Here is a 14,763-nt window from a genome sequence, read left to right as displayed (position 1 = left end):
CGCTCCGCCGTGGAGGGGCTCAGGCCTTGGCGACGCCGCCCGGAGGCTTGGGCGCGGCGGGCTCGGTGGGGGGCGCGTGGGGCCCGCGCTCGCGGCCCGGGTGGATCTCCATGCCGGGCTCGAAGGCCGTGGTGCGGTTGCGGCCGGTGCGCTTGCTGCAATAGAGCGCCGCGTCCGCGCTGTCCACGAGCGCCTCCTGCGTGGTGGCGTCGGACGGGAAGTGCGCCACGCCGACGGAGACGGTGACATGGCCGCCGGGGAGGGCGGACTGGGGCAGCACCAGCGTCTCCGCGATGGCGCGGCGCAGCTTCTCCGCCACCTCCAGCGCCTCCGCCTTGTGCGTCTGGGGCAGGAGCAGGACGAACTCCTCGCCGCCATAGCGCGCCAGCGTGTCCACCTTGCGCACGCGCGTGCGGAGGATGTCGCAGACCTTCCGGAGCGTCTCGTCGCCCACGCGGTGGCCCGCCAGGTCGTTGAGCCGCTTGAAGTGGTCCACGTCCACCATCAGCAGGGCCAGCGACGTGCCGTAGCGCTGGGCCCGCGCCATCTCCAGCTCCATGCGCTGGAAGAGGTGCCGGCGGTTGGGGACGCCGGTCAGCGGGTCCGTCATCGTGAGCTTCACCGTCTCCGCGTGGAGCCGGGCGTTCTTCACCGCCGTCGCCGCCAGGTCCGCCACCGCGGTGAGCAGTTCGATCTCCTCCGCGGAGAAGCTGGCCACCTGCGGACGCTGGAAGTTCATCACCCCGAGCAGCGCGTCCATGTGGACCATGGGCACCGCGAGCAGGGCCCCGGTGTCCATGGCGCCCTCGATGAGCCCCCGCCGCGCGAACACGCTGGACGGGTCCGTCACGTCCGGCAGGTACACGGCCTTGTGCGTCTGCGCGGCGCGGCCACACGCGCCCTCGCCCACGGAGAAGGTGAGCCCCTCCGTGGTGCGCTCCTCCGGCCAGGCGTGGCGGATCTCCAGCGCGCCGTCGGCGTTGACCAGCATGATGGAGAACTCCGGAATCTGGAGCCGCTCCACCACCTGCCGTGTCACCGTCTCGAGCAGCTCGTCCAGCTCCAGCGTGGCGTTGAGCGAGCGGGCCACGTCGAACAGGAGCGACAGCTCCCGCAGGCGCTCCTCCAGTTCGTCCTTGAGGGCCAGCTTCTCCTTCACCAGCTCCAGGTCGCGGTGGGTGTCGATCTCCTCCACCTTCATGGTGGTGAGCCGCGCGAGCATCTGGTTGAAGGCCGCGCCCAGGCGGGCGATCTCATCCGTGCCCCGCGTCTCCGCGCGCACCAGCAGGTCCCCGGCCTCCGCCCGCCCCATGGCCGCGCTCAGCTTGCGCAGCGGCCGGGAGAGGTTGAAGTGCAGCGACAGCGTGGTGACGAGCGACAGCAGCACGACGAAGAACACCATCGAGCCCAGCGCCCCGCCGAACACGCGCGTCAACTGCTGGTGCAGCGGCGGCTCCACCATGCGCATCTGGAGGATGCTCGCGCCGGGGATGTCGCCTCGCGTGTGGCAGCCGCCGCACTCGGGGCCGCCCAACGGACGCACCACCTCCGTCACTCCGTCGTCCGAGCGCGCCGTCTCCGGGCGCGGGGTCGTCAGCCGCGCCGCTTCCGGATGTCGCGTGCCCACCTCCGAGGGGTTGCGCGACCAGCGCACGTCGCCCTCCAGCGACAGCACGCGCACGTCTGCGACGGAGCGGAACAGCCGCGTGTCCGAGCGCAGCACCTCCGCCACCGCGTCGTGCGGCGGCGCGCCCGGGCCCTGCGGGAGCAGGAACGTGGAGGCGACGAACTCCGCGAGTGCGAGCGACTCCACCTGCGTCGCGTCCTGCACGGACACCTGCGCCTCGCGCCAGAAGTGCCCCACGCCCAACAGCGCGACCACGAGCCCGGGCAGGGCGATGCTCCACAGGAGCTTCCTGCCTACGGTGTCCGGTCCTAGGGGCATGCGTGCGTTCGTTGACCCTGGCGTCGAGGAATGAAACCTGTTTCACGAAGAGTCTGCGGAATTGTCAATGGCCTGACGCGGACTGTCAAACGTACTTGCATCGGAATTTTTCGGCTTCGCTAGCGCAATCCGTCGGCGCGACGGGCCGTCCGGGTGCGTCGTGGCGGTGGGGCGGATACAAGGGCGGACCATGTCGACCGTGCTGCTGACGTCCTCGCTGCTTCCCGTCCCCCATGGCTTCGCGACGCGCGCGGGCGGCGTGTCCGAAGGGCCGTTCGCTTCGCTCAACCTGGGGTTCTCCACGGGCGACGAGCGGGCGCGGGTGGAGGAGAACCTGCGGCGGCTCGCGACGGCGGCGGGGGCGTCACTGGGCGCCTTGTGTCGTGTGTCACAGGTTCATGGCGACCGCGTGCTGGAGGCGCGCGCGGAGGAGGGGAGCGAGGCGCTGCGGCCCACGGAGGGCGAGGCGGACGGGCTCTGGACGCAGACGCCGGGGACCTGGGTGGCGGTGGGCACCGCGGACTGCGTGCCGGTGCTGCTGGTGGACCCCGACAAGCGGCGCGTGGCCGCGGTGCACTCCGGGTGGCGGGGCACGGACGCGGAGATCAGCACCCGCGCGGTGGAGATCCTCGTGGCCCGGGGCACCAGGCCGGAGCGGCTCCTGGCGGCGGTGGGGCCCGCCATCCAGCGGTGCTGCTACGAGGTCTCGGATGACTTGGGACAGCGCTTCGTGACGCGCTTCGGCGACGAGGTCGTGGAGCGACGGGCCGGCCGTCCCCACCTGGACCTGTCACGGGCGGTGCGACTGTCGCTGCTGCGGGCGGGGCTCAAGCCCGCCCACGTGGACGTGCTACAGGCCTGTACGGCATGTGAGCCCGAGCGGTTCTTCTCCCACCGGCGCGACGCGGGGAAGACGGGGCGCCACCTGAGCCACGTGCTGCACCGCTTCTAGCCTGCCGGGCCACACCGGCCGTTTTCTTGACGCTCTTGGACGTGCCTTCCTATCCTCGGAGACGACTTCCATCCGTCCGTCGAGGCCCGTGCGCTCGCGCTCCATCATCCTCCGCCTGCTCGCCGTCGCGCCCCTGTGCGCGCTGGGCGCGTGTGCCAGCAATGCCGCCTCCCAGGCGGAGCTCGGCGCGCTCCAGGCGGAGCTGCGCGCGCTGCGTGACTCGCAGACCCGGCTGACCGAGCGGCTGGAGCGCCTGGAGGCGCACGCCGCCGTGGAGCGGGTGCGCGGGTCGGGCGCGAAGGGCGCCTCGGTGGTGAAGGAGGCGAGCGTCCCGACGCAGGAGACGGCGTCGCTGTCCTCGACGCCGGAGCTGGCGGTGGTGAAGCTCAAGCCGCGCTACGAGCCGGCGCCCCGGCTGCCCACGGCGGTCGCGGTGGTGGAGCCGGACTCCGAGCAGATGGAGATGTTCATCAGCCCCGTCTCCGAGGGGGCCGCGGACTCCGGCGGGGCGACGATGGTCTCCAGCCCCCGGGACGCGGACCCGGCGGACGCGCCGGACCCGGACGTGCTGGAGGCCGAGTTCGAGAAGTCCGTGGCGCTCCTGCGCACCGGCAACGTGGAGGGGGGCGTGCAGCGCCTGCGCCGCTTCTCCGAGGAGAACCCCCGCCACCCGCGCGCGGACAACGCGCTGTACTTCAGCGGGCTGGGCCAGATGGGGCTCGACGAGTTCAAGGACGCCGCGAAGACGTTCGAGCGGCTGATCGCCACCTATCCCGCCGGGGACGCCATGCTGGACGGCATGCTCCGGCTCGCCGAGTGTCGGATGCGGCTCAACCAGGCCGCGGATGCCCGTGCACTCTACACGCGTGTCGTCACCCAGTTCCCGGGGACGGCCGCCGCCACGCAGGCGGAGCAGCGGCTCGCCGCGCTCCCGCAGTGAGTTTTCTTTCGAAAGGACGTCGTGCGATGCGCTCCCGGATCCTCACCTCGCTGATGTTGAGCCTCGCCGTCGCGCCCGCCACGAGCGCGTTCGCCCAGCAGGAGGGCGGTGACGAAGACACGGAGACCGGCGGCGAGACCCAAGGCGCCGACGTGATGGACGAGGCGCCCGAGCGCCCCTCCGGCACCACCGTGCAACTGCCCCCTGGCGCGCCCAAGGGTCGCGACAGCGCCCCCGGCGAGGTCCACACCGTGCAGGACGGCGACACGCTGTGGGACCTGTCCTCGCGCTACCTGGGCAGCCCCTGGTACTGGCCGAAGGTCTGGTCCTACAACCCGGAGATCGCCAACCCGCACTGGATCTACCCCGGCAACCAGGTGCGCTTCTTCGCCAACGGCGAGGAGGTCCCGCAGCGCGTGGACACGGGCGAGGAGACGCCGGACGTCGCCGCCCCCACGGAGCTGTCCGGCGGGGACATGGTGTCGGTGTCCGGGAAGATCGGCTACGACGTGTCCTCCTCCCGGCCGGTGACGACGCAGGGCTTCGTCACCACGCGTGAGCTGGACGAGGCGGGCCGCATCGACGGCTCCACCAGCGGCGCGTTCCTGCTGTCCTTCCCCGACAACGTCTACGTCCGCTTCAAGCGCAAGGGCGACGCCAAGGTGGGGGACCGCTACGTCATCTTCCACACCACGCAGGAAGTGAAGCACCCGAAGTCGGGCGCCAAGCTGGGCTACCTCACGGACTTCGTGGGCACGCTGCGCGTCATCCGCGTGGACCAGAACGTCGTCACCGCGCAGATCGTCGACACCTGGGACGGCATCGAGCGCGGCGACCTGGTGGGCCCCTACGGCGAGAAGCTCAGCGAGCGCGTGGCGCCGCGGCCCAACGCGAAGGAGGTCCGGGGCAGCATCGTCACGGCCCTGGTGCCGTACCTGTCCCAGTTCGGCGAGCACCACACCCTGGTCGTCGACCGCGGCAGCTCGGACGGCGTGGCGCTGGGCAACACCTTCACCATCCTGCGCCAGGGTGACCCGTCCAACGAGGTGCTGGGCAAGCCCGTGAAGGAGCCCAACCAGAAGGAGAAGAGCTACCCCTGGGAGTCCATCGGCACCTGCATGGTCACCGAAGTGAAGGAGCGCACCAGCAACTGCCTGGTGATCCGCTCCCTCCAGGAGATCATCAACGGGGACCGGGCGGTGATGCAGGTGGGGAACGCTCCCACCGCCAGCCGCTGAAGTCGGCAGGAAAAGTGCATCCCCTCCAGCCGTGGAGGGGTTGAGTGCTTGACCGGTGGCGGTCCGGTGTTTATGTGTCGCGCCCCTCCCAGGGGACCCATCTTCTATATAGGTGGGAACCGCGTGGGGGTCGGGTATGGCGGACGCTGAGACGGACAGCCTCACGATGGAGCAGCAGGCCTGCCTCGCGCTCTGGGCCGTTCCCGGCCTGGGGCCGAGGACGTTGGCCGCTCTGCGTCAATTCGCCGACGGCCGCCTGGCGCCGCTGGCGTCCACGCGCGTGGCGGACTGGCTGTCCGACGCGCCGGTCTCCCCCCCGGTGCGCCGCCGGCTGGCATCGGTGGAGCACCTCTCGTTGCTGGCGGAGCGGCTGCTGGAGGCCTGCCACGCCGGGCGGATGGGGGTGGCCTTCGCGGGCGGGCGGACCTACCCGGAGCTGCTGAGGGAGGTGGACGACGCGCCGCCGCTGCTCTTCTACCGGGGCCAGCCGGGTCATCCGCGCAGGCGGGTGGCCATGGTGGGCAGCCGACATCCGGACCAGGGCTTCCTGCCGTTCGCCCGGGCGTTCGCCCGGCGGGTGGCCGAGGGTGGGGTGGGGGTGGTGTCGGGGGCGGCGGCGGGGGTGGACCGGGCGTGCCACTGGGGCGCGCTGGACGTGGCGGGGGAGACGTGGGCGTTCCTCGGGTCGGCGCTGGACGCGCTGGACCCGGCGCAGGCGCGGCTGCTGCCGCACTTCCTGGAGCGGGGCGGCGTGTTCTTCAGCGAACTGCCGCCCGGGGTCCGGGCGAGCACCTCCACGTTCCCCCGGCGCAACCGGCTCATCTCCGGCGCATCCGACGCGGTCCTGGTGATGAGGGCGGGGGAGAAGTCGGGGAGCCTGCTGACGGCGCAGGCGGGGCGGGCACAGGGCCGGCCGATCCTGGCGTTGCCAGGGGATGTCCGGCAGGAGGCGGCGGCGGGTTGCAACGTCCTCATCCGGGACGGGCATGCCCGGGCCTGCCTGGGGGCGGAAGATGTGTGGAGGGTGGTGGGCGCGCGGCCTGGGCAGGTGGTGGCGCCGGGAGCGGGGGGCTCGTGGGACGAACTCTCCGCGGAAGCACGGGGGGCCTACGCGCTGTTGGACCGGATTCCCCGGACATTCGACGAGGTGCTGACCGGGAGCACCCTCTCCGCCGCCGCGCTCGCCAGCGCGCTGGTGGAGCTGGAGTTGACGGGGCTGGTCGTCCAGCACCCGGGCAGGCTGTACGAGAAGATCTAGGTAGGAGAGTCATGGCCACGCGGACGAAGAAGAAGGCGGAAGAGACCGAGGCGACCGAGGAGAAGGCGCCCCGCAAGGCGACGACCGGGCGCGCGGCGGCCAAGAAGAAGCCCGCCGCGAAGAAGACGGCCGCCAAGGCGAAGAAGACCGCGGCCCGCCGCCGCGCCTCCAAGGGCGACGATGACGGGCTGCCCACGGTGGAGGCGGACGCGGAGGAGGAGGTCGCGCCGCGCGGCAAGGGGCCGCACTACCTGGTCGTCGTCGAGTCGCCCGCCAAGGCGAAGACCATCAAGAAGTACCTGGGCTCCGGCTACACGGTGAAGGCGTCCGTGGGGCACGTGAAGGACCTGCCCAAGAGCAAGATGGGCGTCGACGTGGAGCACGACTTCCAGCCCGAATACGAGGTCATCAAGGGCAAGGAGAAGGTGCTCAACGAGCTGAAGAAGATGGCGAAGTCCGCGGACAAGGTCTTCCTGGCCACGGACCCCGACCGCGAGGGCGAGGCCATCGCCTGGCACATCAAGGAGGAGCTCGCGCACCCGGACGCCCTGCGCGTCACCTTCAACGAAATCACGAAGAAGGCCATCCAGGAGGCCATCGCCCAGCCGCGCGAGCTGAACCAGGACAACTACGACTCGCAGCAGACGCGCCGCATCCTCGACCGGCTCGTGGGCTACCAGATCTCCCCGCTGCTCTGGCAGAAGATCCGCCGGGGCCTGTCCGCCGGCCGCGTGCAGTCCGTCGCGGTGCGCCTCATCGTGGAGCGCGAGGCGGAGATCAAGGCCTTCGTCCCCGAGGAGTACTGGACGCTCGACGCGCTCCTGGAGGGCCCGTCCGGCCCGCCGCCGTTCAAGGCCAAGCTGTCCAAGGTGGACGGCAAGAAGGTGGAACTCAAGGACCGCGCCATCACCGAGGGCCTGGTCGCCGAGCTCCAGAAGGCCGACTTCGCGGTGTCCAAGGTGGACCGTCGCGAGCGCCGCCGCAACGCGCCCGCGCCGTTCATCACCTCCAAGCTGCAGCAGGAGGCGGCCAACCGGCTGTCCTTCACCGCGAAGAAGACGATGACGCTGGCCCAGAAGCTCTACGAGGGCGTGCCCCTCGGCGAGGAGGGCCAGACGGCGCTCATCACGTACATGCGTACGGACTCCACCCGTCTGTCCGACGACGCCGTGAAGCAGGTGCGCGAGATGATCGGCACGAAGTACGGCGCGGAGTACCTGCCGGAAGAGCCGGTGGTCTACAAGTCCCGCAAGAGCGCGCAGGACGCGCACGAGGCCATCCGCCCCACGTCCCTGGAGTACCCGCCGGAGCGGGTGCGGCCCTTCTTCGAGGCCATGGACGAGCAGGACATGTTCCGGCTCTACGAGCTCATCTGGAACCGCTTCGTGGCGTGCCAGATGAAGCCCGCCGTCTATGACCAGACGAGCGCGGACATCGCCGCCGGTCGCGCCACCTTCCGCGCCTCCGGCAGCACGCTGAAGTTCCCCGGCTACCTCGCGGTGTACGGCGCGGGCCTGACGCCGGAAGAGGAGGCGGAGAAGGAGAAGGCCAAGGCCGCCGGCGACGAGAACGCGGACGGCGCGGACGCCGTGGGCGACCTGCCGGTGCTCAACGACGGCGACACGCTGGGCCTGCAGAAGCTCCTGCACGAGCAGCACTTCACCCAGCCGCCCCCGCGCTTCAGCGAGGCCACGCTGGTGAAGGAGCTGGAGGAGAAGGGCATCGGCCGTCCGTCGACGTACGCCGCCATCCTCTCCACCATCCAGGACAAGAAGTACGTGGAGAAGCTGGAGGGGCGCTTCCGGCCCACGGACCTGGGGCAGATGACCAACGAGATGCTGGTCAAGCACTTCCCCCACGAGCTGGACGTCACCTTCACCGCGACGATGGAGGAGAAGCTGGACCAGATCTCCGACGGCGGCGCGAGCTGGAAGGCCGTGCTGCACGACTTCTACGGGCCCTTCAAGGAGACGCTCGAGAAGGCGAAGGCGGAGATGCGCGACGTCAAGCGCGAGGAGATCAAGACCGACATCGCCTGCGAGAAGTGCGGCAACCACTTCGTCATCAAGTTCGGGAAGATGGGGCACTTCCTCGCCTGCTCGAACTACCCCGACTGCAAGAACACCAAGGACTTCAAGCGGGACGCGGAGGGGAAGATCGTCATCGTCGAGGAGGAGACGACGGACGAGAAGTGTGAGAAGTGCGGCAAGCCCATGGTCATCAAGCGCGGCCGGTTCGGGCGCTTCATGGCGTGTTCGGGCTACCCGGACTGCAAGACGTCCAAGCCCATCTCCATCGGCGTCGACTGCCCGGAGTGCAAGCAGGGCTACCTCACCGAGCGGCGCAGCGGCCGGGGGAAGATCTTCTTCGGCTGCAACCGCTACCCGGACTGCCGCTTCGCGGCGTGGGACCGGCCGCTCGCGGAGAGCTGCCCCCAGTGCGCCTCGCCGTACCTGCTCCAGAAGTTCTCCAAGCGGGACGGGGCGTACGTCGCCTGTCCCAACAAGGAGTGCGGCTACCGGCGGGAGGTGGCCGAGCAGGGCGGCGTGCCCACCGACCCCAGCGCCTCCTCGGCGGCCTGAAAACCCAAGTGTTTACAGGGGGCTGGCCCGCCCACGGCTTGACAGCTTCGGCGGGCCCGCCCTACAAGTCGCGCAATGATTTCCTCGGTGGTCAGCGAGCTGCTGGTCAACGCGAGCCTCGCGGCCGCGGACGCCGGAAAGCTGGGTCTCACGGATTCCGTCATCAAGTTCTTCAAGGATGGCGGTCCGTTCATGTTCGTGAACCTGTTCTGGCTGGCGTGCTCGCTGGCGGTGGCGCTCGAGCGCATCGTCACGCTGGTGTTCCGGTACAACCTGAACCCGGCGCCGTTCATGGAGCAGATCACCAAGCTGGTGCGTGGTGGCAACCTGGACCGGGCCGTGAAGGTGTGCGGGATGGCGCCCACGGCGCCGCTGGCCAAGGTCATCCGCGCGGGGCTGGTGAACGCGAACCGGGGTGAAATCGAGGTGGCCAAGGCCGTGGAGGAGGCCATCGTCGAGAACAGCCCCCACGTCTCCAAGCGCATCCCGTGGCTGTGGTCGCTGGCGAACATCGCCACGCTGGTGGGGCTGGTGGGCACCATCTTCGGCCTCATCGGCACGTTCCAGGCGCTGGGCAACGTGCCCGCGGAGCAGAAGCAGTCGCTGCTGTCGGACGGCATCTCCAAGGCGATGAACAACACCGCGTTCGCGCTCTCCATCGCGGTGCTCTGCATCATCTTCCACCTGTTCCTCACGTCGTACGCCAAGGCCATGGTGGAGAGCCTGGAGCTCAACGCCCTGAAGCTGGAGAACCTGCTGTCGCGGCGCGGCGGCGTGGATCCGGGGGCCACGGAGCTCGAGGCCCGGGCGTCGTAAGCCGCGGGGGCGCGCGTCCATGGCGTTCCACTACTCCCGGCGCAAGCTGAAGGTCCGAGAGGAGGAGGAGACGGGCGAGCTGAACATCGTCCCGTACCTCGACATCCTCATGAACCTCATCATCTTCATGTTGCTGTCGATCACGGGCCTGGCCTCGTTCGGCATCCTCAACGTGAGCGCGCCGGGCTACGGCGGGCCGGCGGCGGCGGTGACGCAGGAGCAGCCGGGGGACGAGCCCAAGCTGACCCTGTCGGTGCTCATCTCCCGCAAGGGCCACTTCGTCAGCAGCGAGAACGCCATCCTCGGCGAGGAGGGCGCCCCCACCGTGCCCGTGAAGGCGGATGGCGAGTACGACTACGCCGCCCTCAACGCGTGGATGGTGCGGATCAAGTCCGAGTTCCCCAAGGAGACGAAGGTCATCGTCGGCGCGGACCCGGACATCCCGTACGACGCGCTCATCCAGACGATGGACGCCATCCGCGAGGAGCAGGGCGCCCAGCGCCGCCTGCTGTTCCCCGACGTCACCCTGGCGGGGACCTGAGCCATGGCCGAGCCCACGCCGACCGCCTCCGAAGTGCCCGTCCCCGACGAGGAGGCCCTGGCCCGGCTGCGCTTCCGCCGGGCGCTCGCGCGCAAGAAGCGCAAGGAGCGCGAGGCCGCGGGGGAGATCAAGGAGCTGAACATCACCGCGATGATGGACATGATGACCATCCTCCTGGTGTTCCTCCTCAAGTCCTTCGCGTCGTCCTCCGCGGCGGTGACGGCCTCCGAGGACGTGCGCCCCCCGGTGTCCACCACGCGCGCGACGCCGCGCGACACCGTGGCCGTCACCATCACCCCCAAGGGCATCCTCGTGGGCGACAAGGAGGTGCTGCGGCTGGAGAACGGCCAGCTCCCCGCCCAGGCGCTCCAGGGGCGGTTGGTGCTGCCGCTCGACGCGCGGCTCAAGCGCGAGGTGGAGAAGCTGAAGTACATCGCCGAGCGCAACCCGCAGGCGCCCTTCAGCAAGGAACTCTCCGTCATCGCGGACCGCAAGGTCCCCTACGACATGCTGCTGTCGGTGCTCTACACGGCGGGGCAGAACGAGCTGGAGAACTACCGCTTCGTCGTCCTCCAGAAGGAAGGCGACTGAGGCGCTCCCACCCTCGCGGATGGAAGCGCCCCGGTGGTGCTCGGCGCGGACCCTCGGGTCGCCGGGTCAGATGGAAGGCGAGGCGTAGGGGCCGCCCCGGATGTCCTGCTCGTGGGAGGTGGCGTCCTCCTCGCAGCGGATGGCGAAGGGCAGGGCCTCCAGCCGCTCCAGCGAAATCTCCTGGCCACAGTCCACGCACTCGCCGAAGACGCCCTGGTCCATGCGCTGGAGCGCCGCGTCGATGAGCATGACCTCGCGCCGCTGCGCCTCCATGAGGCTGGACAGGGTGTAGTCGGCCAGCTCCGACTGGGCGTTCTCCTCGTACTCGGGATCCCGCTCCTGGTCCTTGAGGGCGGTCAGCTCGCGGTGGGTGCCCGCGCTCGTGGCGAGGATCTCGCGCCGGCGGCGCTGGAGAATCTCGCGGATCTTCGACAGGTCATTGGCTCGGCTCATGGCCTCGTCTCCAGATGTTCCAATTTCAGGTGGGTCCTGCGCCCGCTCGGATGACAGGCCGCCCCCGAGCGACGAACGCGAGAAACGTAGGGGTGCAACCCAGGTGGGGAAACCGCGCCTTCCAGCCAGCGGGCGCGGTGGCTCGGGGGGCGGGCGGGCGGACGGGGGCGGGGGGACCGGACGCCGGGTTGACGCCCGGGGTTTCGCGACCGGGACAGGGCGGGGAAGTCCTGGTAACAGTCCACGGACGGGCACGCGCGAGGCGCTCCCGGGAGGCTCAGGATGGCGGACGTGAAACAGCAGCGGGTGACGGTGATCGGGGGCGGGCTGGCGGGGACGGAGTGCGCATACCAGCTCGCCCGCCGGGGCGTGCCGGTGGTGCTGCGCGAGATGAAGCCGCACAAGCGCTCCCCCGCCCACAAGTCGGATCAGCTCGCGGAGCTGGTGTGCAGCAACTCCCTTCGCTCCGACAACCCGGAGAGCGCCATCGGTCTGTTGCACGCGGAGCTGCGGGCGCTCGGCTCGCTCGTGCTGGGCAGCGCGGACGCGAACCGTGTGCCGGCCGGGGACGCGCTGGCCGTGGAGCGCGAGCGCTTCTCCGCCGCCATCACCCAGTCCCTGCTGGGCCTGCCCGGCGTGGAGCTGGTGGCCGGCGAGGTGGAGAAGCTGCCGGAGGACGGGCCCGTGGTCATCGCCACCGGGCCGCTGACGTCCGACGCGCTCACCGCGGAGCTGGAGCGCTACGTGGGGACGAAGCTGTACTTCTACGACTCCATCGCCCCCATCCTGTCCGGCGACTCCATCGACCTGGACATCGCCTTCCGCCAGAGCCGCTACGGCAAGGGGGGCGGGGACGACTACCTCAACCTGCCCATGAACCGGGACGAGTACTACCGGTTCATCGCCGAGGTGAAGGCGGGCCAGAAGGTGGTGCCGCACAGTTTCGAGGAACCGAAATACTTCGAAGGCTGTCTGCCCATCGAGGTCATGGCGGAGCGAGGCGACGACACCCTGGCCTACGGGCCGATGAAGCCCGTGGGGCTGCGCGACCCGCGCACGGGGAAGGAGCCCCATGCCGTGGTGCAGTTGCGCATGGAGGACACCGCGGGCACGGCGTGGAACATGGTGGGCTTCCAGACGCGCCTGACGTGGGGCGACCAGAAGCGCATCTTCACCAACTGCATCCCCGGGCTCCAGAACGCGGAGTTCCTGCGGATGGGGCAGATCCACCGCAACACCTTCATCGACTCGCCCCGGCTGTTGTCGAAGGACCTGTCGCTCAAGGGCGAGTCCCGGCTGTACTTCGCGGGGCAGGTCTCCGGCGTGGAAGGCTACGTGGAGAGCGCGGCGTGTGGCTACCTGGTGGCGCTGGCGCTGCACGCGCGGCTCGAGGGGCGGGAGTGGGTGCCGCCTCCGGCGACGACGGCGATGGGGGCGCTGTACCGGCACGTCACGGGCGAGGCGCACCCCCCGGACTACCCGCACCAGCCCTCCAACATCATCTTCGGCCTCTTCCCGCCGCTGACGGGGCGGATGAAGAAGGCGGACAAGCGCGCGGCCTACTCGGCGCGGGCGAAGCAGGACCTTGCGGCATGGCTGCCACACGCGGGCGTCCCGGGGACGGGCGCGCCGGGGCACGAGGAGCAGAGGAGCGCATGATGCGGCCGAGGCTGGGACGACGGATGGGCGTGGGCCTGGTGGCCGCGCTCATGGTGGCCGGAGCGGGATGCAAGAAGGGCGGGGACGAGGGCGCCTCGCGGGGTGGCTCCGCCCCTTCCGCGGGGGCCACGCCGCCGCCCGCAACGCGCCCGGCCCAGGAGCGCCCCGGACCCGCGGGCGCGGGCCAGGGCCTGCTCCTCGCCGCGGGCCGCGCGGCGGACCTGCGCGTGACGCACGACGGACGCTTCGCCTCCTACCTGCTCAACGGCCAGAAGCCCCGGCTCGACGGCGTGCCGCCGCAGATGCTGCTGGGCGAGCTCTTCGTGGTGCCGGTGGAGGGCGGCGAGCCGCGCAAGCTGGGTGACGGCGTGACCAACGTCCCCGGCGGGCTGTTGTTCTCCGCGGACTCGAAGCACGCGCTCTTCCTCACCGGCTACAACCCGGCCTCGCAGTCCGGCTCGCTGAACGTCGCGGTGCTGGACGGCGCGAAGGCGGACCCGACGGTGCTGGGCTCCGCGGTGAGCTACATGCTGCCGTCGCCGGACGGTGCGCGGCTGGCCTTCGTGGATGGTGGCAAGCTGAAGCTGGGGCCGCTGCCGGCGGGGCCCTTCGTCGACGTGGCGGCCGAGGTGAGCACCGCGCAGTTCACCTCGGACGGGAAGACGCTGCTCATCAAGCGCCGGGGCTCGGCGGCGGGCGGGCTGGCGGTCGTCTCCGTGGACTCGCCGGAGGATGCGCCGCGCAAGCTGGCGGACCAGGTGGGGGACTACGCCGTGTCCCCCGACGGCAAGCGCGTGGTCTTCCAGGTGCGCAGCGAGTCGGTGCGCGGCCTCTACGACCTGTACATCGCGGAGCTGCCCGCGCAGAAGCCCAAGCGGCTGGCCGTGGCGTCGCAGGCCTTCGCCTTCTCCCCGGACGGCAAGTGGCTGGCGCGCTCGGAGAACGGCAAGCCGGACGTGCCGGGCGACCTCTTCGTCGGCCCCGCCGAGGGGGGCCCGGGCCGCAAGGTGGGCGAGCGCGTGGAGGTGTTCACCTTCTCTCCGGACTCGCAGGCGGTGGGCTTCCTCGACCGCTACGACGTGACGGCCCGGGCGGGGTTGATGGCGGTCGTGTCGCTGCCGGACGGCGCGCCCCGGCGCGTGGGTGACCGCGTGCCCAACTTCGTCTGGGGCACGGATGCCCGCTACGTGGCGTTCCTGTCGCGCTTCCTCAAGCCGGAGTACTCGGTGGACCTGATGCTCTATCCGCTGGGCGCGGAGAAGGCGGAGAAGGTCCACCAGGGCGTCTTCGGCTACGGCTTCATGCCGGGCAACGGTCAGGTGGTCTTCCGCTCCAACTGCATCCGCAACGGCCGCGCGTGTGACTTCAAGGCGCTGGAGCTGCCGCGCAAGGAGGACCCGCAGACGTGGCTCCAGGGCATCTTCAGCTACAAGCTCTCCGAGGACGGCCAGCGCGTGCTCGCCACGTCGGCGCGGATGGACTCGGACACGTACGACCTGTCGCTCTACGACGTGAAGACGAAGGCCCGGAAGCCCTTGGACCAGGGCATCCAGGTGCCGGTCTACTTCGCGGGCAAGGACGACTCGCGCGCCGTCTACCTCATCGCCCAGGGCAACAAGGCCGGCGTCTACAGCGTGTCCACCTCGCCCTGAGCCTGGGGGGCCCTCGTGGGGCGAGCGAGGTCTGCTCGCGCCCGATGGGCGTGGGGCACCCGGGAGGGGTGGACGTCTGGATTCCCTCCACGCGAGAGCCGCGGTGTGTGGCGTGACCCGCCGCGCGAGGCATGCC

The 14,763-nt window shown here is 70.5% G+C and carries 12 protein-coding genes; 10 read left to right on the top strand and 2 right to left on the bottom strand.

Annotated features, from left to right (window positions below; translation table 11 throughout):
• Nucleotides 1-19: 19 nt before the first annotated feature.
• Nucleotides 20-1,945 (bottom strand): GGDEF domain-containing protein, encoded by a 1,926-nt coding sequence (locus LZ198_RS20685; protein ID WP_253973742.1) that lies wholly within the window; start codon nucleotides 1,943-1,945, stop codon nucleotides 20-22.
• 190 nt (nucleotides 1,946-2,135) lie between these two features.
• On the opposite strand from LZ198_RS20685, the gene pgeF reads away from it, so the two are divergent.
• From pgeF to LZ198_RS20635, 8 genes are all read left to right on the top strand, one after another.
• A complete protein-coding gene (gene pgeF, locus LZ198_RS20680) occupies nucleotides 2,136-2,897 on the top strand; it encodes a peptidoglycan editing factor PgeF (RefSeq protein WP_253973741.1) in 762 nt (253 codons plus the stop codon).
• Nucleotides 2,898-2,985: 88 nt separating this feature from the next.
• Complete coding sequence (locus tag LZ198_RS20675) at nucleotides 2,986-3,837, top strand: tetratricopeptide repeat protein (RefSeq protein ID WP_253973740.1); 852 nt, start codon at nucleotides 2,986-2,988, stop codon at nucleotides 3,835-3,837.
• A 26-nt stretch (nucleotides 3,838-3,863) separates the two neighbouring features.
• Entirely contained in the window at nucleotides 3,864-5,075 is a 1,212-nt protein-coding gene (locus LZ198_RS20670) for a LysM peptidoglycan-binding domain-containing protein (RefSeq protein WP_253973739.1), read from the top strand.
• 136 nt (nucleotides 5,076-5,211) lie between these two features.
• Nucleotides 5,212-6,333 (top strand): DNA-processing protein DprA, encoded by a 1,122-nt coding sequence (locus LZ198_RS20665; RefSeq protein WP_253973738.1) that lies wholly within the window; start codon nucleotides 5,212-5,214, stop codon nucleotides 6,331-6,333.
• Nucleotides 6,334-6,344: 11 nt separating this feature from the next.
• Nucleotides 6,345-8,915 (top strand): type I DNA topoisomerase, encoded by a 2,571-nt coding sequence (topA, locus tag LZ198_RS20660; RefSeq protein ID WP_407667449.1) that lies wholly within the window; start codon nucleotides 6,345-6,347, stop codon nucleotides 8,913-8,915.
• 75 nt (nucleotides 8,916-8,990) lie between these two features.
• Nucleotides 8,991-9,731, top strand: coding sequence for a MotA/TolQ/ExbB proton channel family protein (locus LZ198_RS20645; protein WP_253973737.1), 741 nt, complete (start codon nucleotides 8,991-8,993; stop codon nucleotides 9,729-9,731).
• Between the two features lie 19 nt (nucleotides 9,732-9,750).
• On the top strand, nucleotides 9,751-10,272 hold the full coding sequence (locus LZ198_RS20640) for an ExbD/TolR family protein (RefSeq protein ID WP_253973736.1): 522 nt from the start codon (nucleotides 9,751-9,753) through the stop codon (nucleotides 10,270-10,272).
• Between the two features lie 3 nt (nucleotides 10,273-10,275).
• A complete protein-coding gene (locus LZ198_RS20635; RefSeq protein WP_253973735.1) occupies nucleotides 10,276-10,863 on the top strand; it encodes an ExbD/TolR family protein in 588 nt (195 codons plus the stop codon).
• Nucleotides 10,864-10,929: 66 nt separating this feature from the next.
• On the opposite strand, the gene LZ198_RS20630 is transcribed toward LZ198_RS20635, so the two are convergent.
• Nucleotides 10,930-11,316, bottom strand: coding sequence for a TraR/DksA family transcriptional regulator (locus tag LZ198_RS20630; protein ID WP_253973734.1), 387 nt, complete (start codon nucleotides 11,314-11,316; stop codon nucleotides 10,930-10,932).
• A 282-nt stretch (nucleotides 11,317-11,598) separates the two neighbouring features.
• Here LZ198_RS20630 and trmFO point away from each other — a divergent pair, with 282 nt between their 5' ends.
• A complete protein-coding gene (trmFO, locus tag LZ198_RS20625; RefSeq protein WP_253973733.1) occupies nucleotides 11,599-12,975 on the top strand; it encodes a methylenetetrahydrofolate--tRNA-(uracil(54)-C(5))-methyltransferase (FADH(2)-oxidizing) TrmFO in 1,377 nt (458 codons plus the stop codon).
• Nucleotides 12,972-14,627, top strand: coding sequence for a gliding motility protein (locus LZ198_RS20620; protein WP_253973732.1), 1,656 nt, complete (start codon nucleotides 12,972-12,974; stop codon nucleotides 14,625-14,627). The genes trmFO and LZ198_RS20620 overlap by 4 nt, the downstream gene beginning before the upstream one ends.
• The last annotated feature ends 136 nt before the right edge of the window (nucleotides 14,628-14,763 follow it).

The organism is Myxococcus dinghuensis (genome assembly GCF_024198235.1).
Taxonomy (GTDB): domain Bacteria; phylum Myxococcota; class Myxococcia; order Myxococcales; family Myxococcaceae; genus Myxococcus; species Myxococcus dinghuensis.
The sequence above is the reverse complement of the archived record's forward strand: the minus strand, read 5'-3'. Positions and strand labels throughout refer to the sequence as shown.